Below are 18,353 nucleotides of genomic sequence, written 5' to 3' on the forward strand. Positions count from 1 at the left end.
TCGCGACCCGCGGAGCTTTGATCTGAGTCACTTCGAACGAGGGACATTCTGTGCGCCGTCGTCACGGTCGATCAGAATGCGCTCCGCCGCGCCATCGAGATCCTCGTACTGGCCGCTTCTCAACGCCCACAGGAAGCCGGCCAGGCCGAGTGCGCCGAGGAAAAGTGCTACCGGGATGAGGTAGACGAGCGTCGTCATGAGGATTCGGCCAACGCGCCGGCCCGCCCGGGCCTGTCTTGCCGCGCGGTTTCGGACGACGCGCCCATTGCGAACCCTTGCAGGCGCATGGCATTTCCAATCACAAGCAATGACGAGGCAGACATCGCGACCGCGGCGATAAGAGGAGTAACATGGCCCAGAATGGCGATCGGCACGGCCACGGCATTGTAAACGATCGCAATTGTTATGTTCTGTTGGATCAGGCTTCCCGCCTTGCGCGACACGGCCAGCGCCAGCGGGACGGCCAGGAGGCTTTCGCGCAGAAAAACGAAGTCGGCTGCATTGCGGCCAATGTCGGCGGCCGTGGCGGGCGCGATCGAGACATGCGCAGCGCCCAGCGCCGGCGTGTCGTTGAGCCCGTCGCCAACCATCAGAACCTTGTGCCCGTCTCTCGCCAGACGCTCGATGCGTTCGACCTTGCCGGACGGCAGCAGACAGGGAACGAAGTCATCGACACCCAGCATGTCCGCAACCTCGGTGCAGGCTTTCGCGGTATCGCCCGACAGCATTTCCACGCAAATACCAGCGCTGTGCAGTTGATCGATGGCTGTTCTGGTGTCGACACGCAGCGCATCCTCGAAAACGAAGGATGCGACAATCATCCCGTTTTTCGTCAGGACTGTTCCGCCGTAGCCATGTTTGCCTTCACCGCCGGTTCGAGCCTTCCACCCAGCCCATCCGCGTCGACCCAGCCGCCAGATGCTTCCGGCGCCGGTGGCTTCGATCCCGAAACCTGGGTGCTCGGTCACTTTATCGAACTTGTGCTGGCTGCTGCTGACGGCAAAGCCGGCAATGGCTTTTGAAAAGGGATGACGCGAATGCGCGGCCAGGTCGGCAGCGATGGCCAGCATGGCGGGATCGATCGACGATGCGTTGACGAGCCGAGGCTGGCCGAGCGTGAGCGTGCCGGTCTTGTCGAACACCGCCGTGTCGATTGTCGCCAGGCGCTCCATGGCCGAGCCATCCTTGACCATGATGCCGTTCTCGAACAGGCGTCGCGCGGCGACCACCTGCACGATCGGCACGGCGAGGCCGAGCGCGCAGGGGCACGTGATGATGAGAACAGCGATGGCGATCGTCATCGCCCTATGCCAGTCGCCGGTCGCCGCCATCCAGCCCAGGAATGTTGCCAACGCGGTGAGATGAACCACGGGCGCGTAGAGTGCCGACACGCGGTCGGCGATACGGCGATAGCGGGCGCGACCACCTTCGGCGGCCTCCATCAGCCGAACCATTTCCGCCAGGAACGAATCCTTCGCGGCCGCCGTCGCCTCGATTGTCAGCGGACCGGTAAGGTTGAGCACGCCCGCTTGCACGGCTTCGCCCGGCGCCGCGCTTTTCGGCGTGCTTTCGCCTGAGGCCAGCGAGCAGTCGAGATCCGACGCTCCCTGTATGATCTTGCCGTCGACGGGGATCCTTTCACCGGCCGCGATCAGCAGCTGCATTCCAGGTTCGATCTCGCCGACCGGCAGATAGTCGCGCGCGCCATCGTCGCGCAGCACCATTGCGCCACGCGCAGCCAGCTGTGATAGGCCTTTCACTGCGGTGCGGGCACGTTCCCGCATCACGTGATCCAACGTGCGGCCGATCAGCAGGAAGAACAGCAACGACACGGAGGCGTCGAAATAGGCGTGGTCGCCATGGTTGATCGTCTCATAGAGGCTCATGGCGTAAGCGAGCGACACACCGACCGCGATCGGCACGTCCATGTTCATCCGGCCGTGCCGCAAGGCGTTCCAGGCCGAGTGAAAGAAGATGCCGCCGGCGAAGGCGAGCGCCGGGATGGCGATCAGCGCCGAGACCCAGTGAAAGAGATCGCGGGTGGCTCCTTCGGCTCCCGACCAGACCGAAACCGACAGCAGCATGATGTTGCCCGCGGCAAAACCGGCGACCGCGACAGCCCGGATCAGTTCCGAAAGCGTCTTGTCCTTCTCTCCGGTCTCGGGATCGAACAGATGTGCCTGGTAACCCAGCCGCCCGAGCGTTGCGAAGAATGGCGGAACCTCATCACCGTGCCAGCGCACCGACACGCGTTTTGTGGAGAGGTTGACGCGAGCTGCGTCGATGCACTCCAGGTGCGTCAACGCTGTCTCGATCGTCTGAATACAGGCTGCGCAGTGTACAGACGGGACGGACAGATCGGTCTGGTGAGAGCCTCCCCCTATCGAGCGGCTCGCTAGTTTGATCTCAGCGCTCGATGGCAGGACGGAAGCGGCGTTGGAGATATCCAGGGCCATTTCGGCGCCGGGCGCACAGCAGGTCATTGTAGCGCTCCCTTGGAAATCGTGACGCGGCGGACGTCGCGATACGGTTCGGCCAAGCCGGCATCGGCATCGATCTCGACAATCCAGACACCGTCCTTTGGGGTGTGCCGCGCGGCAAATTGCTGATCGGCGGCAGGGCTGCCGGATGCCAGAGCGAGAGTGATGGCTTTGTCCTCGGCCTCATAGGCAGGATGACGAAACAGCACTTTGACGCCCCGCAAGGGTACGGGTGTACCGACGGCATCGACCAGCCTGTAGCGAACCTCGCCGGATGCGATCGTCAGCGTGCCCGTCCAGCCAAGTGCCGCTTGTTTCCGGCCTTCCCTGGCCTTCTCATTGAACTGCTGGCTGGCGACATAGGTGTTCTCGACGACGAGCCCTGTCCAGCTCTTGCTGGCGAGGGTTGCCATGGTCACGTTGACGCCAATGACCACGCCGAAGAAGCCGAGAATGATCAACAGCATATGCCGGCCGGTGAATTCGCGGGACTTTTGCGAACGGACGTTCATCTGGCGGTCTCCGGTGCATTGAAGGTGGCCGTATATTCGGCGGATTCGAGGCCAGCCTTGTCTTCGATGCGGAACCTGAAGCCCCGTGTTGGTGCCTTGATCGCACTCGCCGGTTGGCGCACGAAAACCTTCATTGTCTTCAGGCGGTCGGGCTCGACAAGCGTGGTAAAGGACAGCGCGGGAGGAAGATCGACACCGACCGCGCTCATCTCGGCGCCTGGCAGGTCCTGCAAGGTGACGACGATCATCCTCGGCTCGGGGATCATGTTAAGCAGCTTGACGGTATAGCCGTTGCGGATCGAACCGTCGGAGAGCGTCACGAATTGGGGGTTGCGATCGTGCAGGACATTGAGTTCCAGCCGCTCGCGGGTCAGCAGCGAAAAGAGCAGCGCGAGCCCGACCGCCGACCAGGCGCCCAGATAGATGAAGGTACGCGGCCGGAAGATCTTGCTAATATGGAAATGCGCCAACCTGTCGGTGAACTTGCCGTCATCCGTCCTGACAAGGGAGGGGGTCACCGGGGAGGAACCGCCCGCGGTCGCCACAGCCATGTTGGCGTTGTAGTCGGACAATGTCGCGTAGGAGATCAGCCCGCGCTCCCTGCCCAGCTTGTCCATGACGCCGTCGCAGGCATCGATACACAGCGCGCAGGTGATGCATTCAAGCTGCTGGCCGTCGCGGATGTCGATCCCCATAGGACAGACCGCGACACAGGCATTGCAGTCGACGCAGTCGCCGACCGACTGGCCCGCGGCCAGGGCCTTCTTGGCGTGGCGCGAGCGGGGTTCGCCGCGCCAGTCATTGTAGGTGACGGTGAGCGAGTTCTCGTCCAGCATGGCGGCCTGAATGCGCGGCCACGGGCACATGTAGGTGCAGACCTGTTCCCGCATCAGCCCGCCGAACGTGTAGGTGGTCGCTGTCAACACGGCGATGGTCACATAGGCGACCGGCGCGGCGCTGCCATCGAAGACGTTGCCGATCAGCGTCGGCGCATCGGCGAAATAGAAGATCCAGGCGCCGCCGGTGGCTGCCGCTATGACCAGCCAGATGGCATGTTTGGATACGCGCAGCACCAGCTTGCGTGCCGTCCATGGACCGGCGTCGAGCTTGATGCGGGCGTTGCGGTCGCCTTCGACCGCGCGCTCCACCACCAGGAACAAGTCGACCCAGACGGTTTGCGGGCAGGTGTAGCCGCACCAGGCACGGCCAACCGTGGACGTGATCAGGAACAGGCCGATGCCGGCCATCATCAGGAGTCCGGCGACGTAGTAGAACTCCTGTGGCCAGATTTCGATGAAGAAGAAATAGAAGCGACGGTTGGCAAGATCGAGCAGCACTACCTGGTCGGGCGCGAACGCGCCGCGATCCCACCGCAGCCACGGCGTCAGGTAGTAGATGCCGAGCGTGATCGCCATCACCAGCCATTTGAAGCGGCGGAAGCTGCCCGAGGCGCGCTTCGGGAAGATCTTCTTTCGCGCCGCGTAGAGCGGCTGGCGGATCTTGGCGGAGTTGACCGCCTCAGCTTCCAGCCGTTCTACCTGCGTCTGATCCAACACTGTCATCTCCACTCGCGCGCACCCATGATTCTTGCTCGCGCTGAACGACATTGCCGCTGGGCGGACCCCGTCGCGTTGATGCAGGTCAATCTTCGGATGTGGAAATGAATCGAGGCCCGGCTCTGGCCGGGCCTCGTCGCTTGAGCGGTCGAGAGTCGAGAATAGGCCCCGTCTCCTATTCTCCCCCGCCAAGCGAATGGACGTAAACCGCGAGTTCCTTGACCTTGGTTTCGCCAAGGCGCCCAATCCAGGCCGGCATGACGCCGTGCTTCGGAGCGCGGACCTGCGCGGCGATGGCGGTCTCGCCCGATCCGTAGAGCCAGATCGCATCGGTCAGGTCGGGCGCGCCGAACTCCCTGTTTCCCTTGGCCTTGTCGCCATGACAGGCAACGCAGTTCTCGGCGAAGACCTTGGCGCCGGGCTCTGTCAGGCTTTTGTCCTGAACCGGGCCGGAAAGGCTGGCGACATAGGCGCTGACTTGGTTGATCTGGTCGGCCGTGATGATCTCGCCAAAGGCAGGCATCTCGGACTGGCGCGTCTCGGGATCCGAGGCGAAGCGGACGCCGTGCGTGATCGTCTGCTCGAGCTGTTCAGCCTTGCCGCCCCACAACCAGTCGTCGTCATTGAGGTTGGGAAAGCCGGCGGAGCCTTGGGCGCCCGAGCCGTGGCATTGCACGCAATTGACCTTGAACGCGGCACCACCGGCCGCGACCGCGAATTCCCGCAGCGCGTCATCAGCGGCTATTTCGGAGACGGTCTTCGCCTGGATGGCGGCGATATATTGGCCTTTGGCGACTTCGGCGGCCGCCAACTCGTTCTTGACATCGTTGCGACTGGAATAGCCTAGCACGCCCCTCGTAGCGGAAGACAACATCGGCCACGCCGGATAGGCGATGGTATAGCCGATGGCCCATAAGACGGTGATATAGAAGGTTATCACCCACCAGCGGGGAAGGGGGTTGTTGAGTTCCTTGATGCCGTCCCACTCATGGCCGGTGGTCGGGACACCCGACACGTCGTCGATATGTTCTGAGCTCATGATCAGTCATCCTTGAGGGGAATGCGGGCGGCTTCCTCGGCCTGGCTGCGGCCGCCAGGTCGAAGCGCGAAGCCAATGCATCCAACAAAAAAGAGCGCCATGGCGAGCAGGCCCCAACTGTCGGCGAATTCTCGCATCAGATTGTAATCCACGGCATGTCCTCCTCAGCGGTAGCCGGCGGCTTCGTCGTAGTTCTTGAAATCGACCAGCGTGCCGAGCATCTGGAGATAGGCGACTAGCGCATCCATCTCGGTGACCTGTTGTGGATTGCCGTCGAAGTCACCAACCTTCGCCTTTGGATAGCGTTTCTCCAGGCCGGACGTGTCGGCGCTGGGATCGGCCTGTGCCATCAGATCCGCGTTGGCGTTGGCGATCATGTCATCGGAGTAGGGAACACCGACGCGCGCGTTCGCGACCAGATGCGTCGAGAAGTCCTTCACCTTGATCTGCGTGTCTTTCAGGAACGCATATTTCGGCATGATCGATTCCGGCACGACCGAACGCGGGTCGGTGAGATGCTGAACGTGCCAATCGTTCGAGTAACGGTCACCGACCCGGGCGAGGTCGGGGCCGGTGCGTTTGGAGCCCCACTGGAACGGGTGATCGTACATCGACTCGGCGGCCAGACTGTAATGGCCGTAGCGCTCGACCTCGTCACGGAATGGCCTGATCATCTGGCTATGGCAGAGATAACAGCCCTCGCGGACATAGATGTTGCGCCCCTCGAGCTCGAGCGGCGAATAGGGCCGCATGCCTTCGACCTTCTCGATCGTGTTGTCGAGGTAGAAGAGTGGCGCGATCTCAACGATGCCGCCGACGGTGACCACCAGCAGGGATCCGACGAGAAGCAGCGTAGCGTTCTTCTCGATGATCGCGTGTTTATCCATCAAGCCCATGATCTGGCTCCTTATTCGGCAGGCTGGAGGGCGGGCTCGGAACCTGGCAACGGTTGCTCCTCGCGCTGATAGCCGAGGATGGTCATGGTGATGTTCCAGGCCATGAGCAGCGCGCCGGAGAGATACAGGGCGCCGCCCGCCGCGCGCATCACATAGTATGGATGCATGGCGGCGACGGTTTCGGCGAAGGAGTAGACCAGGAAACCCTGCTCGTCATATTCGCGCCACATCAAGCCCTGCATGACGCCGGAAACCCACATGACCGCGGCGTAGACGACGATGCCGAGCGTCGCGAGCCAGAAGTGCCAAGTGACGAGGCGCAGCGAATAGAGCCGTTCGCGGTTCCAAAGCTTTGGCACCATGTAGTAGATCGCGCCGAACGAGATCATGCCGACCCAGCCAAGGGCGCCCGAGTGGACATGGCCGATGGTCCAGTCCGTGTAGTGCGACAGCGAGTTGACCGCCTTGATCGACATCACAGGGCCTTCGAAGGTCGACATGCCGTAGAAGGCTATGGCCATCACCATCATACGGATGATCGGATCGGTGCGGATCTTGTCCCAGGCGCCGGACAGCGTCATCAGGCCATTGATCATGCCGCCCCACGAGGGCATCCAGAGCATGATCGAGAACACCATGCCGAGCGTCTGCGCCCAGTCGGGCAGGGCGGTGTAGTGCAGATGATGTGGCCCGGCCCAGATGTAGAGGAAGATGATCGCCCAGAAGTGGATGATCGACAGCCGGTAGGAATAGACCGGCCGGTTCGCCTGCTTGGGCACGAAATAGTACATCATGCCGAGGAAGCCGGCGGTGAGGAAGAAGCCGACGGCGTTGTGACCATACCACCACTGCGTCAGGGCATCCTGGACGCCCGAGAAAGCCGAGTAGCTCTTCGAGCCTAGGAACGAGGCCGGCATGGACAGGTTGTTGACCACGTGCAGCATCGCGATGGTGACGATGAAGGACAGGTAGAACCAGTTGGCGACGTAGATGTGCGGTTCCTTGCGCTTCAGGATCGTGCCCAGGAACAGGATGAGATAGGCGACCCAGACAATGGTCAGCCAAATATCCACATACCATTCGGGTTCGGCGTATTCGCGGCTTTCGGTGATGCCGAGCAGGTAGCCGGTCGCGGCCATGACGATGAAGAGCTGATAGCCCCAGAACACAAACCAGGCGAGGTCGCCGCCAAAGAGCCGGGCACGACAGGTGCGCTGCACGACGTACATGGACGTGCACAGCAGCGCGTTGCCGCCGAAAGCAAAGACAACGCCGGATGTGTGCAGCGGCCGCAGGCGGCCGAAATTGAACCAGGGCTGGATGTTGAGATCGGGGTAGGCGAGCTGCAGCGCAATGACCACGCCGACCAGCATGCCAATGACACCCCAGAACATGGTGGCGATGGCGCCGTAGCGGATTGGACCATCCATGTAGGCCGATGGGTCGATCGGCGGAGCCACTTGGAAATTGGTGTTGCGCAGGAGGATGGCGACAAAGCCCAGCAGCACAAGAAACAGCACCCACATGTGCTGCCGGAACGGTTCGTCCACGCCGAAGCCAGCAGCCACCAGAGCCGCAAACGCAAAAAGAGCCAGAGCGAAGATTGGTGTGCCGAATTTCATGACATGTCCCCGACTTCGGATGCGCAGACGTCAATCCGCCCGGACACCAATCCAGCAAGTGTTCAGGGGCCGCCTTGATCCATGTCAAAGTCAGCAGCTTTCGAAATGGGCAGCGTCGATCAAGGAGGCGGTCGTTAAACCGGAGCGTGAGCTGGGATCGTCGCCGTTCGCAACAAGCCGCGAAAGTTCGACAATGGCAGTTCAATATGGCAGCGAGCCGGTTCCAGCGGCGGTGATGAAACGCGCGCATCTGGAAAAGCTGCGGCTCTGCGATGCCTTGGAAAGGATCGCAGACACCTTGCCCAGGGTCGATTGCCTGGCATGCTTGACTGTGGCAAACGCGATCGTTCCGCTGTTGCGGGATATTCACCGATACGAAGAGACGATGATCTTTCCCGCCTACGAGGCTGCCTCCACCGGCGGCGATGCCAATCTTGCCTCAACGCGGCGATTGCGTGCGGAGCACGTCGAAGACGAGTGTTTTGCCGGCGAGGTGACTGAAATTCTGCTGCGGATCGGCCACGGCGAGAGAGTTAAAAACGCCGAGGCTATCGGCTTCATGCTGCGCGGCTTCTTCGAAAGCCTGCGCCGGCATATCGCCTTTGAGCGTGAGCATGTATTGCCGAGGATCGGGGTCCCAGATTCTGGCTAGACGCGCACCAGGCCCCGGCTGCTGGGCCTAGGCGCCGGAACGCTGCTCCAGTCGACTGAGGCTGTCCACCGTTACATGCCTGTTGTTATCGATCCGGATCACTCGGTCGGTTCGCAGCCTAGTCAATTGGCGGCTCACCGTCTCGATCGTCAGACCAAGGAAATCGGCGATATCGGCGCGTGTCAGCGGAAGATCGAAAGTCGCTGACTTGGCCGTCGGGTCGACCGTCGGGTCGATGTTCCTGGCAATCATCACCAGGAAGCTTGCCACTTTCTCGGACGCGGTCTTGCGGCCCAACGTCACCATCCAGTCACGCGCCTCGTCGAGTTCGGTCAAGGTCTGTTTGAGCAGGCGATGCTCCAGCGCAGGCGATTCCTTCATCATCCGCTCGATGATTGTCCTTGGAAACGAGCACAGCGATACTTCCGTGGCCGCTTCGGCATTGATTGCGCTTTCGACTTTGAATGGCCTTCCGAGAAAATCGGGAGCGAATTGAAGGCCGACGATCTGCTGGCGCCCGTCCGAAAGGCTCTTGGTCAGCTTCACGACGCCGGAAAGCACGTTCGAATAGCTATCTACCACCTCGGCGTCGCCAACCAGTTCAGCGCCCGACGGAATTGAACGCCGTGAAGAGGTTTTGGCCAGATCGACCAACTGATCGGCATCCAGCGCGCCGCAAACCCCGCGGTGCCGCGCTTCACAAGATTGGCACAGCGCGGGAATGCCAGCGCTGTGAATGTCCTGTCTGACGGTCATGGCCTACCCAGATCAAATTCTGCGACACGATATCATCACAGGCTTTCAAATTGTTGCGTCAGTTTGTCCCTAGTGGTCAGCAGACTTGACGGAAATCAAGGTTTCGGCGCCGCTGCGTTCCTAGATTGGCGTCCATGCAAATCACCACGGTCAAGAACATTCATGGAAATCTGGTCAGTGCGGCGAGCGAAACCGTTCCTCGATACACCAGCTACCCGACCGCCCCTCATTTCCATGTCGGCGTCGATGCCGTGACAGTTCGCGGATGGATGGACGCGCTCGAAGGCGATGACGAGATTTCGCTGTATCTGCATATCCCCTATTGCGACAGGTTGTGCTGGTTCTGCGCCTGCCATACCAAGCAGACACGCCACTATGCGCCCGTGGCCACTTTTTTGGGTTCGCTGCACAGGGAAATCGAAACTGTCAGTCGTCTTGTGACCGACAGGGGCAAAGTTCGCGCCGTCCATTTCGGGGGCGGCTCCCCGACGATGCTAAGGCCCGACGACATTCTGGTGCTCGGAAGAGCGCTGCGGGATCGGTTCGACTTTCTCGATGATGCAAGTCTCAGCGTCGAGATCGACCCAAACGACATGGACGAGGGGCGGCTGGATGCCTTCGCTGCGATCGGCATGACGAGAGCGAGCCTCGGCGTACAGGACTTCGATCCAAAAGTGCAGAAGGCGATCAATCGCGAACAGAGTTTTGCCCTCACCAAAAGCATCGTCGATGCGGTCCGAGCGCGGGGAGTTACGTCTGTCAATCTGGACCTGCTCTATGGGCTGCCGCATCAGACCTGCGACAGTGTTGCGGCGACCGTCGCCCAGGCGCTGACGCTGTCGCCCGACAGGCTGGCCCTGTTCGGCTACGCGCATGTGCCATGGTTCAAGAAGCACCAGACGATGATCGATGAAACCTGGCTGCCCGATACCGCGGCGCGCCTGGCGCAATCGCAACTCGCCGCGCGGCTGATCGTGGATGCCGGATACGAGGCCCTAGGGCTCGATCATTTTGCCAAACCGGACGATACGCTCGCGATCTCGGCTCGCGTCGGCAAGATCCGCCGCAATTTCCAGGGCTATACCGAGGACCAGTGCGAAACGCTCATCGGTCTTGGTCCCTCCTCGATCAGCCGGTTCCGACAAGGCTACGCCCAGAACATCGTTGCGACCGGCGAGTACGAGAAAATTGTAGATTCGGGACAGTTGGCGACGGCACGTGGCATCGAGCTCAGCGTCAACGATCTGGCCAGGGGCTGGATCATCGAGCGCCTGATGTGCCAGTTTGCCTTTTCGGCGGTCGAGCTTGTCGAGCGCTTCGGCGAGGTCGGGCAGAAACTCCTGGCTACGGCAAGCCGCCTTGCCATCAGCAGCGGCGGCCTGCTTCTCAAGCTCGATGGCGAAAATTTCGTTGTGCCGGAGGACAGCCGCGCGCTTGTCAGGACGGTAGCGGCAAAATTCGACAGCTATCTCGGCAATGGAACCAGCAGGCATTCGGTTGCGGTTTGACCAACGGCTCCGCGCAGCCGATCAAAAGTGTTCGCCAACCCTGAATGGACCGACGCGCGTTCCCGCAGCGATCAAGTAGGCGGTCGACCAGCCGATCAGTAGAAACCCGTTCACGCCCTCGAGCGCCGCCAGGACGCGCCAGTCATGGGCGGGAACCACGTCGCCATAACCGACCGTTGAAAAGGTGATGGTGGAAAAATACAGCGCGGTCTCGAAGTCCGGCAACACGCCGAGCTTAAGATAGACGCCGGCCCACAACCACACCTCCGCTGTCATCACGGCAAAAAGGCCCATTACGACGCTGATCATTGCGACCACCCGGCTTCGTCGCCCGTGCATGCGAAAGCGCGCCGCCAGATGTTTCATCGCATGGGTGACTGCGATGAGGCCAAAAGTGTGAATGAGGACAGTCAGGCTTATGACGACTGTGCCGACGACTAGGTTGAGAGCCATGCGATGAAACTAGGAACCTTGAGGGGCGCTTTCCTTGCGTAAAATCAAACCTGGCGCGGGCATTTCGAGCCTCGAAGCAACCGGTCGACTTTCGCCGAAGCCACCTATTGGCCTCTGCCTGCTGCAGCAGGCGCGAGGCGAAAGAACATCGCCAGCTTCAGGCTGGTCGCGAGAGCAGGTGCAACAGCGCGTCGCCCATGCGCTGCTCAAGCTGGTCAAGCAGGCTGGCAAGAAGACAGAGGAAGGAATCCTGATCGACTTCCCGATCTCACGCCAGGACATTGCCGAGATGACGGGCACGACACTGCACACAGTCAGTCGGCTGCTGTCGGCATGGGAAGACCAAGGATTGGTCAAAAGCGAGCGCCAGAAGGTGACGGTGGTCGAACCTCACCGGCTCCTTCTGATTGCGGAAGGCCGCGCTGAGAAAAGCTAGTCGGGTTCGGAACTCTCGATCGCTGCATGCAGGTCGCAGCTGAGTTGTTCTCCGTTCAGATCGTGTTCTCTTGCCGCGTCGGAAACGGTGTGGAACGAAGCAATCGGGCAGCCCACGCAAAGCATGCCGTGCTGGAGCACGACCCGGATGGCCGCCGGCGACCCGTGCATGATTTCGTCCATTGTCGCATCGTCGCTGAATTTGCGTTTCATGCCGCTTGCCCACCCTTGGAAGCCGGCATGTTGCATCGGATTTCCGGGATGCTCGTTGCGCTGCGACAAAGAAGACGCAGCCCGACGCACCCTCATTACCTATGAATGGCGCAGATCGTCGATCGCGTCAGGAACCGCTTCTCCCTTCCGTTATCGAGCGAGAACATGCCGCCTCGGCCAGGCACCACATCGATGATGAGATCGGTATGTTTCCAGGCCTCGAATTGCGAGGCCCCGATGTAGAACGGCGCGGCGCCGATGTGGCCGAGCAGCACATCGTGGTCGCCGACGATGAAACCGGCACGCGGATAGCACATGGGCGAAGAGCCGTCACAGCAGCCGCCGGATTGGTGGAACAGAACCGGCCCATGCTCGGCGACGATCTCCGCGATGAGTTCAAGGGCGGCCGGCGTTGCCGTGACCTTCGCATGCATGGTTTTTCCCATTTCAGTCTGGGGCGCGGCCCCTCGCGGAGCCGCGCCTGTCAGACAAAGAGGTGATCAGAAGAAGCCGAGCTTCTTGGGGCTATAGCTGACCAACATGTTCTTGGTCTGCTGATAATGGTCGAGCATCATCTTGTGTGTCTCACGGCCGATACCGGACTGCTTGTAGCCGCCGAAAGCCGCATGCGCGGGATAGGCGTGGTAGCAGTTGGTCCAAACCCGGCCGGCCTGGATCGCGCGGCCGAAGCGATAGGCACGGTTGCCGTCGCGCGTCCAGACGCCGGCGCCGAGGCCGTAGAGCGTGTCGTTGGCAATGCTGAGCGCTTCGTCGTCGTCCTTGAAGGTCGTGACCGAAACCACCGGCCCGAAGATCTCCTCTTGGAAGATGCGCATCTTGTTGTGTCCCTTGAACACCGTCGGCTTGACGTAATAGCCGCCGGCCAGATCACCAGGCAGAACATTGCGTGCTCCCCCGGTCAGCACCTCCGCGCCTTCCTGGCGGCCGATGTCGATGTAGGACAGGATCTTCTCCAACTGCTCGGACGAGGCCTGGGCGCCAATCATCGTCGCGGGATCGAGCGGATCGCCCTGCACGATCGCCTCGACGCGCTTGAGGGCGCGTTCCATGAACCTGTCGTAGATCGATTCATGGATGAGCGCGCGGCTCGGGCAGGTGCAGACCTCGCCCTGGTTCAGCGCGAACATGACAAAGCCTTCGATCGCCTTGTCGAAGAAATCGTCGTCTTCGGCGACGACATCCTTGAAGAAGATGTTGGGTGACTTGCCGCCAAGCTCGAGCGTCACGGGGATCAGGTTCTGGCTGGCATATTGCATGATCAGCCGGCCGGTCGTGGTCTCGCCCGTAAAGGCGATCTTGGCGATGCGCGGCGATGATGCGAGCGGCTTGCCGGCCTCGAGGCCGAAGCCGTTGACGATGTTGAGCACGCCCGGCGGCAGCAGATCGCCGATAAGATCGGCCCAGAGAAGGATGGCGGCCGGTGTCTGCTCGGCGGGCTTCAGCACGACGCAGTTGCCGGCCGCAAGCGCGGGAGCAAGCTTCCAGCATGCCATCAGCAGCGGGAAGTTCCAGGGAATGATCTGGCCGACCACGCCGAGTGGCTCGTGGAAATGATAGGCGACGGTATCGTCGTCGATCTGCGAAAGGCTGCCTTCCTGGCCGCGCACAGCACCGGCGAAATAGCGGAAATGGTCGATAGCCAGAGGCAGGTCGGCCGCTGTCGTTTCCCGGATCGGCTTGCCGTTATCCCAGGTTTCGGCACAGGCGAGGAGATCGAGGTTCTCCTCCATGCGGTCGGCGATTAGGTTGAGGATAAGCGACCGCTCTGCCACGCTGGTGCGTCCCCAGGCATCCTTGGCGGCATGTGCTGCATCGAGGGCCGCCTCGATATCCTGAGCGTCCGAGCGTGCCACCTCGCACAGCAGTTGACCGTTTACCGGCGAGTGGTTCTCGAAGTAGCGGCCGGAGCGCGGCTCGGCCCATTTGCCGCCAATGAAATTGCCATAGCGCTTGTCGAAGGGCGCCTTGACCGAGCGTGAAAATTCAACCTTGTTCATGTGTCTTCCTCCCGAAGCTGACGTCGCGGGATGCGACGCTTCGGAAGAGACTTGCGATTTCCGCCCGTAGTTGTCACCGCACCGGGGACAGCGGGAGGGCGGGATGTGTCGCAGAATTGCGACAGTCAGACGAGGATACGAAAAAGGTCAGTGAGACCGGTGAACGTCCAGGCGGTTGAGCTTGCGGTGAAGCGTTGCGCGGCTGATGCCAAGCGCCTGAGCCGCCGCCGAGACATTTCCGTCCGCCCGCGCCAGCGCCCGCTGCAGAACTCCGCGCTCCGCCTCGGCCAGGACTTCGGGGCCGCTCTCGCCCCAGCCGAGCAGATCGGTCGCGGGCATCGGCTTGTCGAGACACTGTTGCGTAATGCCAAGCGGCAGGCGGGCCGAACGGGTCGCGCCGACCACGAGGTCGTCGGCGTCGACGGCGATCAGCGCGCCGGAACCTTTGTCGCTCACCGGCGCCAGCAGGATACGCGCCTTCGGGAATGCCATCTTGAAGTTCTCCGCCTCGATCCGGCGCGCCGCGTCGACCACGGCCACCGAAATGAGATTGGCAAAGGCTTCGGTCAAATCAGCCCGGCAGGACGACACGTCAAGTGCGGCCACAAGATCTCCCCGGTGATCGTAAATCGGTGCGGTGGTACAGCTGAGCAACGTGTTGCGCGTGTGGAAATGTTGGTCACGGTGGATTGTCAGCGTGCGCCGCTCGACCAGACAGGTGCCGATGCCGTTGGTGCCTTGGCTTTCCTCATTCCAGATGGAGCCAGTCCACAAACCCCAGGAACGAAACGTCTCGTCATCAACGGCTGCTCCGCGCCGTTCGACCGGCACGCCGTCACCATCGGCGAGCAGGACACAGCATCCAACGCCGCCAATTGCAAGATAGAGACGGTCGAGATTCGATTGGGCAGCTCGGACGAGCGGTTCGATGCGCTGTCGGGCTTGTCCCAGTTCGGCCTCCGTCAGGTAACGTGGGGGGCTGCAGTCAGCTGGATCGAGCCGATGCAAATTGGAAGACCGTCGCCAGGAGGCAACCAGCGCGGACTTCGCTGCAGCGTCCGAGGTAATCGCGGCCTGGATGCGGTCGGCATGATGGCCGTATAGATCTTCGCCCATGCTTAGTCCTCCCAACCCTGTGTCTTTCCTCCTGATCTGCCGGTCTGCGGTTCCCGTAGCACATAGTCAATTCGTCGAAAGAAGCAGAAAGCAGATGTCTTCCTGTCGCCTGTCTTTGAGCAATTCAAGGTTGCCCATCGAGAAAGAGCCTACCGACAGATTGCCGGGCGTTCATTGATCGGGAGCAAATCGGAGCATCTGCTGCTGTCGAAAATGTTCGCCGGCCTTGAACGGCTCGTGCGGGTGCCTGATGCGATCAGATAGGCTGTCGACCAGCCGATGAGCAGGGAACCCGCTCACGCCCTCGAGCGCCGTCTGGATACGCCGCGCATGGGCGGGCACGATGTCGCCGTGGCCAACCGTCGAGAAAGTGATGGTGGAAAAGTACAGGGCGGTTTCGAAGTCGGCGAAGATGTTGAGCAATCGGTATGGCGTTACGGGACCATGTGGAACGATACGGAAGATTTCCGATTTTTGCCCACCAAAAACTCAATAAAATCAACGATTTTAATACGCCCTCCGGGCCCACCATTCAGTCCACCCGATTTTAGGGTTTTTCGACCGTCTCAGAATAGCTCTGACATTTCCGTGGGTTAGCGCCGAGTAGTTGGCAACACTTGGCTGAGACGCAACAGCGAGCGCCCAGAACACCTGACTGTTGGTCCGCAGGGGAATCCACATTTTCACCCTCCATGTTGCTGACCGCTCCGACCATCGCTCCCCGTTTTTATAGCACTGACCTGGTCGCTGCATTGTGTGCAGGAGTTCCATCGCGCTGGATAAGCTTGGCCAAACAATCCGCAGCGCGGGTTCCATCCATACCGAGGTCGCGAACGCTGCTCATGTGATCGGCACCGGCGATGATGGTTTGAGAGACATGTAGCCCCTGCTTTCTCAGATGCCTGGCGAATGCCTCGGCCTGGCTAAGAAACGGCGGCGTTTCCTCGCTGCCGATCGCGATCGTAACCTCTACTGACGTATCGAAGTCATGTGTCAGAGGCGACAAATTGGTGGCCTCCTCATCCGTTATAGCGATCTCGGTGGCAAGGAACGAGGTCTGCAGAGGCTTCAACTCATACAACCCACCAAGGAGCAGCGCGCCTCTGATGTCTGACGATAGGCTCGGATCATTGAACAGCATGGTGGCGAGCTGAGCACCGGCGGAGTGGCCGCTGACAGTCAGCCGGCCGGGATCGCCCCCATGGTCGGCGATGTGCTCGAGTACCCATCGCTTGGCGCGGCGCACCTGATCGACGATCGCGGCCATCCGCACCGCAGGCATCAGCGCGTAATCGACAATGACCGCGATCGCACCTGCGCGAGTCACCGTGTCGGCGACGTAGGAATAATCCCGTTTGGAGAACATGCGCCAGTAGCCGCCGTGGATGAACATGTGCACCGGCAGGCGGTCCCGTTTGCCCAAGGGAAAGAACAGATCCACTGTCTCGGCGGCGTCGGGTCCGTAGGCGACATCGACGACCATTGGAACGTTCGCCCTGGTAGCCTCGCTTCTGCGCACGATGTCGGCGACGATGTCGTCGAAATCGACCACATGGTCGCGAATGCGAAACGGATCTTCGACGTGTCCGCTCACAGGGTCACGGCGATGTACTTCGCCTCCATGAACTCGGCAACGCCGTGCTTTTGACCACCTTCGCGGCCCAGCCCGCTCTGCTTGACCCCGCCGAACGGAGCCGCCGGATCCGACATCAGTCCGCGGTTCAGGGCGATCATGCCCGACTCGATCTTCGACGCCACACGCATCCCCCGGGCCAAGTCACGCGTGTAGATGTAGGCCGCCAGACCGTATTCAGTGTCATTGGCCTTTGCGATGGCATCCGCCTCGCTACCGAAGCGCAGGATCGGCGCCACCGGACCGAATATCTCCTCATGTACCATTGCCGCGTCGACGGACACGTCGCGAAGCACCGTCGGTGGGTAAAAGTAACCTTTGCCCTCGGTGATCGCTCCACCGCACAGAACCTTGGCGCCACGGGCAACCGCGTCCTGGACGAGCCGGTCGATCTTGTCCACGGCCTTCCTTGTGATCATCGGACCACACTCGGTTTCCGAATCTATGCCAGGGCCTATTGTGAGCGCGGCCATGCGTTTGCTCAACCCATCGGTGAAGGCATCGTGGATCCCGGCCTGCACGTAAAGGCGGTTGGCGGCGGTGCAGGCTTCTCCGGCGTTGCGCATCTTGGCAACCATCGCCCCGTCGAGCGCCGCTTCCAGGTCGGCGTCGTCGAAGACGATGAACGGTGCGTTGCCGCCAAGCTCCATGGAACAGGAGACGACGTGCTTTGCGGCCTCGGCGAGGAGCACGCGGCCGACGCCTGTCGAGCCGGTGAAGGACAGTTTTCGCACGCGTGGATCGGCCAGCATGGCCGCCGTCACCGGCCCGGGGGTCGAGGTCGTCAGGACGTTGACGACGCCGGGCGGCACACCGGCTTCCTCGTAGAGTGCAGCAAGCGCATAGGCCGTCAGCGGCGTCTCGCTGGCGGGCTTCAGGATCACCGTGCAGCCGGCCGCGAGCGCCGGAGCGATCTTGCGTGTCGCCATGGCGGCCGGGAAATTCCATGGCGTGATGAGCACGCAGATGCCGATGGGCTGGTAGTCGACAATGATCCGGTTCGCGCCTGAGGGCGCGAGCCCGAACTCGCCGCTGATGCGGACCGCCTCCTCGGCGTTCCAACGAAAAAACTCCGCGGCGTAGGCGACTTCTCCGCGCGCATCGCGCAGCGCCTTGCCGTTCTCCAGCGAGATCAGCGCAGACAACGTCTCCGCGCGTTCGATCATCAGTTCGAAGCAGCGCCGCAGGATTTCCGAACGCTTGCGTGGCGAGGTCTCGCGCCAGCCGGCCGCTGCCTTCGCGGCCGCATCGACGGCAGAGGCGGCGTCAGTGGGCGTGGCATCGGGAACCGCCGCGATCACGGCTTCGGTCGATGGATCGACCACTTCGATCACGCGGCCCTCCGATGAGGGCCGCCAGCGTCCGCCAATGTAGAGACCGTGCGAGACCGTGGCGTAGTCGAACATGTCTTGATCCTCGTCGGATATGCCTGCGGCAATGTTCATTAGATGAGCTCCTGGTCGA

The 18,353-nt window shown here is 61.5% G+C and carries 19 protein-coding genes and 1 pseudogene; 3 read left to right on the forward strand and 17 right to left on the reverse strand.

Features of this window, described 5'->3' with window-relative positions; all coding sequences use genetic code 11:
- Positions 1–27: 27 nt before the first annotated feature.
- The 8 genes from ccoS to ccoN form a co-directional block, all read right to left on the reverse strand.
- Positions 28–198, reverse strand: a complete 171-nt coding sequence (gene ccoS / locus AC04SH_RS31185; protein ID WP_477238977.1) for a cbb3-type cytochrome oxidase assembly protein CcoS — start codon at positions 196–198, stop codon at positions 28–30.
- Positions 195–2,483: a cation-translocating P-type ATPase gene (locus AC04SH_RS31190; protein ID WP_488577737.1), complete on the reverse strand. Its 2,289-nt coding sequence runs from the start codon at positions 2,481–2,483 to the stop codon at positions 195–197. Before AC04SH_RS31190 ends, ccoS begins: the two co-directional genes overlap by 4 nt.
- Positions 2,480–2,992: a FixH family protein gene (locus tag AC04SH_RS31195; RefSeq protein ID WP_488577738.1), complete on the reverse strand. Its 513-nt coding sequence runs from the start codon at positions 2,990–2,992 to the stop codon at positions 2,480–2,482. The genes AC04SH_RS31190 and AC04SH_RS31195 overlap by 4 nt, the downstream gene beginning before the upstream one ends.
- Positions 2,989–4,554 (reverse strand): cytochrome c oxidase accessory protein CcoG, encoded by a 1,566-nt coding sequence (gene ccoG / locus AC04SH_RS31200; protein WP_488577739.1) that lies wholly within the window; start codon positions 4,552–4,554, stop codon positions 2,989–2,991. The genes AC04SH_RS31195 and ccoG overlap by 4 nt, the downstream gene beginning before the upstream one ends.
- A gap of 169 nt (positions 4,555–4,723) precedes the next feature.
- A complete protein-coding gene (gene ccoP, locus AC04SH_RS31205) occupies positions 4,724–5,587 on the reverse strand; it encodes a cytochrome-c oxidase, cbb3-type subunit III (protein ID WP_488577740.1) in 864 nt (287 codons plus the stop codon).
- A 2-nt stretch (positions 5,588–5,589) separates the two neighbouring features.
- A complete protein-coding gene (locus tag AC04SH_RS31210; protein ID WP_477238987.1) occupies positions 5,590–5,739 on the reverse strand; it encodes a cbb3-type cytochrome c oxidase subunit 3 in 150 nt (49 codons plus the stop codon).
- 12 nt (positions 5,740–5,751) lie between these two features.
- Positions 5,752–6,483: a cytochrome-c oxidase, cbb3-type subunit II gene (ccoO, locus tag AC04SH_RS31215; RefSeq protein WP_488577741.1), complete on the reverse strand. Its 732-nt coding sequence runs from the start codon at positions 6,481–6,483 to the stop codon at positions 5,752–5,754.
- An 11-nt stretch (positions 6,484–6,494) separates the two neighbouring features.
- On the reverse strand, positions 6,495–8,105 hold the full coding sequence (gene ccoN / locus AC04SH_RS31220; RefSeq protein WP_477238991.1) for a cytochrome-c oxidase, cbb3-type subunit I: 1,611 nt from the start codon (positions 8,103–8,105) through the stop codon (positions 6,495–6,497).
- A gap of 193 nt (positions 8,106–8,298) precedes the next feature.
- Between ccoN and AC04SH_RS31225 the strand changes: the two genes are divergently transcribed.
- Positions 8,299–8,757, forward strand: a complete 459-nt coding sequence (locus AC04SH_RS31225) for a hemerythrin domain-containing protein (protein WP_488577742.1) — start codon at positions 8,299–8,301, stop codon at positions 8,755–8,757.
- Between the two features lie 27 nt (positions 8,758–8,784).
- Here the strand turns inward: AC04SH_RS31225 and AC04SH_RS31230 are convergent, their stop codons facing one another.
- On the reverse strand, positions 8,785–9,513 hold the full coding sequence (locus AC04SH_RS31230; RefSeq protein WP_488577743.1) for a Crp/Fnr family transcriptional regulator: 729 nt from the start codon (positions 9,511–9,513) through the stop codon (positions 8,785–8,787).
- A 134-nt stretch (positions 9,514–9,647) separates the two neighbouring features.
- On the opposite strand from AC04SH_RS31230, the gene hemN reads away from it, so the two are divergent.
- The gene (gene hemN, locus AC04SH_RS31235; RefSeq protein WP_488577744.1) at positions 9,648–11,021 is read left to right on the forward strand and encodes an oxygen-independent coproporphyrinogen III oxidase; all 1,374 of its coding nucleotides are present in this window, start codon (positions 9,648–9,650) and stop codon (positions 11,019–11,021) included.
- A gap of 21 nt (positions 11,022–11,042) precedes the next feature.
- On the opposite strand, the gene AC04SH_RS31240 is transcribed toward hemN, so the two are convergent.
- The gene (locus AC04SH_RS31240) at positions 11,043–11,474 is read right to left on the reverse strand and encodes a potassium channel family protein (protein WP_488577745.1); all 432 of its coding nucleotides are present in this window, start codon (positions 11,472–11,474) and stop codon (positions 11,043–11,045) included.
- A gap of 166 nt (positions 11,475–11,640) precedes the next feature.
- On the opposite strand from AC04SH_RS31240, the pseudogene AC04SH_RS31245 reads away from it, so the two are divergent.
- Positions 11,641–11,910: pseudogene (locus AC04SH_RS31245) on the forward strand (helix-turn-helix domain-containing protein); the annotation flags it as partial.
- Here AC04SH_RS31245 and AC04SH_RS31250 read toward each other — a convergent pair.
- From AC04SH_RS31250 to AC04SH_RS31280, 7 genes are all read right to left on the reverse strand, one after another.
- Entirely contained in the window at positions 11,907–12,122 is a 216-nt protein-coding gene (locus tag AC04SH_RS31250; protein ID WP_477239001.1) for a DUF1858 domain-containing protein, read from the reverse strand. The pseudogene AC04SH_RS31245 and the gene AC04SH_RS31250 sit on opposite strands and share 4 nt — an antisense overlap.
- A 95-nt stretch (positions 12,123–12,217) precedes the next feature.
- Complete coding sequence (locus tag AC04SH_RS31255) at positions 12,218–12,556, reverse strand: DUF779 domain-containing protein (RefSeq protein WP_488577746.1); 339 nt, start codon at positions 12,554–12,556, stop codon at positions 12,218–12,220.
- 66 nt (positions 12,557–12,622) lie between these two features.
- Positions 12,623–14,140 (reverse strand): aldehyde dehydrogenase, encoded by a 1,518-nt coding sequence (gene adh / locus AC04SH_RS31260; protein WP_488577747.1) that lies wholly within the window; start codon positions 14,138–14,140, stop codon positions 12,623–12,625.
- A gap of 147 nt (positions 14,141–14,287) precedes the next feature.
- Positions 14,288–15,256 carry a helix-turn-helix domain-containing protein gene (locus AC04SH_RS31265; protein WP_488577748.1) on the reverse strand — a complete coding sequence of 323 codons (969 nt, stop codon included), beginning with the start codon at positions 15,254–15,256 and terminating at the stop codon, positions 14,288–14,290.
- A 171-nt stretch (positions 15,257–15,427) separates the two neighbouring features.
- Positions 15,428–15,679: a potassium channel family protein gene (locus AC04SH_RS31270; RefSeq protein ID WP_488577749.1), complete on the reverse strand. Its 252-nt coding sequence runs from the start codon at positions 15,677–15,679 to the stop codon at positions 15,428–15,430.
- Between the two features lie 304 nt (positions 15,680–15,983).
- On the reverse strand, positions 15,984–16,850 hold the full coding sequence (locus tag AC04SH_RS31275; protein ID WP_488577750.1) for an alpha/beta hydrolase: 867 nt from the start codon (positions 16,848–16,850) through the stop codon (positions 15,984–15,986).
- Positions 16,847–18,295 (reverse strand): NAD-dependent succinate-semialdehyde dehydrogenase, encoded by a 1,449-nt coding sequence (locus AC04SH_RS31280; RefSeq protein ID WP_488577759.1) that lies wholly within the window; start codon positions 18,293–18,295, stop codon positions 16,847–16,849. Before AC04SH_RS31280 ends, AC04SH_RS31275 begins: the two co-directional genes overlap by 4 nt.
- Positions 18,296–18,353: the final 58 nt, after the last annotated feature.

This window comes from Mesorhizobium sp. CNPSo 4688, from assembly GCF_057784295.1.

Bases quoted from the DNA above. Each gene is read 5' to 3' on its own strand.
- ccoS (WP_477238977.1), bottom strand. From the start codon at position 198: ATGACGACGCTCGTCTACCTCATCCCGGTAGCACTTTTCCTCGGCGCA.
- AC04SH_RS31190 (WP_488577737.1), bottom strand. From the start codon at position 2,483: ATGACCTGCTGTGCGCCCGGCGCCGAAATGGCCCTGGATATCTCCAAC.
- AC04SH_RS31195 (WP_488577738.1), bottom strand. From the start codon at position 2,992: ATGAACGTCCGTTCGCAAAAGTCCCGCGAATTCACCGGCCGGCATATG.
- ccoG (WP_488577739.1), bottom strand. From the start codon at position 4,554: ATGACAGTGTTGGATCAGACGCAGGTAGAACGGCTGGAAGCTGAGGCG.
- ccoP (WP_488577740.1), bottom strand. From the start codon at position 5,587: ATGAGCTCAGAACATATCGACGACGTGTCGGGTGTCCCGACCACCGGC.
- ccoO (WP_488577741.1), bottom strand. From the start codon at position 6,483: ATGGGCTTGATGGATAAACACGCGATCATCGAGAAGAACGCTACGCTG.
- ccoN (WP_477238991.1), bottom strand. From the start codon at position 8,105: ATGAAATTCGGCACACCAATCTTCGCTCTGGCTCTTTTTGCGTTTGCG.
- AC04SH_RS31225 (WP_488577742.1), top strand. From the start codon at position 8,299: ATGGCAGTTCAATATGGCAGCGAGCCGGTTCCAGCGGCGGTGATGAAA.
- AC04SH_RS31230 (WP_488577743.1), bottom strand. From the start codon at position 9,513: ATGACCGTCAGACAGGACATTCACAGCGCTGGCATTCCCGCGCTGTGC.
- hemN (WP_488577744.1), top strand. From the start codon at position 9,648: ATGCAAATCACCACGGTCAAGAACATTCATGGAAATCTGGTCAGTGCG.
- AC04SH_RS31240 (WP_488577745.1), bottom strand. From the start codon at position 11,474: ATGGCTCTCAACCTAGTCGTCGGCACAGTCGTCATAAGCCTGACTGTC.
- AC04SH_RS31250 (WP_477239001.1), bottom strand. From the start codon at position 12,122: ATGAAACGCAAATTCAGCGACGATGCGACAATGGACGAAATCATGCAC.
- AC04SH_RS31255 (WP_488577746.1), bottom strand. From the start codon at position 12,556: ATGCATGCGAAGGTCACGGCAACGCCGGCCGCCCTTGAACTCATCGCG.
- adh (WP_488577747.1), bottom strand. From the start codon at position 14,140: ATGAACAAGGTTGAATTTTCACGCTCGGTCAAGGCGCCCTTCGACAAG.
- AC04SH_RS31265 (WP_488577748.1), bottom strand. From the start codon at position 15,256: ATGGGCGAAGATCTATACGGCCATCATGCCGACCGCATCCAGGCCGCG.
- AC04SH_RS31280 (WP_488577759.1), bottom strand. From the start codon at position 18,295: ATGTTCGACTACGCCACGGTCTCGCACGGTCTCTACATTGGCGGACGC.